This is a genomic window from Acidovorax sp. KPB24-03 (assembly GCF_057546605.1).
The window spans coordinates 1-805 of sequence record NZ_BAAJYR010000823.1 but is presented as its reverse complement, the minus strand read 5'-3'; the positions used below and the strand labels follow the sequence as shown (position 1 = coordinate 805).

The following is an 805-nucleotide window of genomic DNA, read 5'->3' as shown; positions in this document are numbered from 1 at the left end:
CGCGGCCAGCAGCAGGTCGCGTTTGCGGCGCTCGTACCAGCGCGTGTGCACGCCCCACGGGTCGGCGCTGCGCGCGTGCAGTTGATCGAAGTGCGCGGTATCGGCCAGGGGCGCGCCCATGTCAGGCCATCGCCCACTCGAAGCGGCCGCTCCAGGCCTGCAGCGCCGAAGGCGGCAGCACCGGCGCCACGCCGCCGTCCGGCTGGATCTGGCTTTGGAAGGCGCGCACGGCCCGGGCCTTGGCCTGCACCAGGTCGTCGGCCACGGCGATGCGCCGGAGCGTGCGATGGCGCAACCGCGCGTGGGCCGCGTGTTCGGGCACCAGGGCCCAGACGGGGTATTCGATGCAGCAGGCCCCCACCGTGCGGGCTGCCGCCAGGGCGGCGCGGGCGCAGGCCTCGTGGTCGGGGTGGCCGTCGTGGCGCCACGGCACGAACACCGTGTCGCCCGGCGCCAGTTGCAGGTGTGCCGCGAGCGCAAGCGCCTCGGCCGCCAGGCCGCCATCGGGCAGGCCCAGGCGCACCACGGTCGCCGCGATGCCCAGTTGCGCCAGGGCGTCGGCCGACTCCTGCGGCCGGACCTGCCGCAGGCGCTCGGCGGGCCAGGCGTGTGAACCCGGGTGGCTCGCCTCCCCATCGGTGACCGCGTAGACCAGCACCTCGTGGCCACGTCGCGCCAGTTGCGCCACCGTGCCGCCGAGCACCAGCACCTCGTCGTCGGGGTGCGGCGCGACGACCACCACGCGGCTGAAGGGCGCCACCAGCGATTCGGGGGTGGCAGGCAGCAACCGCGGCTGCGGCGCTGC

At 75.8% G+C, this 805-nt stretch carries 1 protein-coding gene; it reads right to left on the bottom strand.

Features of this window, described 5'->3' with window-relative positions; all coding sequences use genetic code 11:
- Positions 1–121 precede the first annotated feature (121 nt).
- Positions 122–805 (bottom strand): PIG-L deacetylase family protein (locus AC27KI_RS26240; protein ID WP_487116788.1); only part of this gene is annotated, 684 nt, incomplete at its 5' end.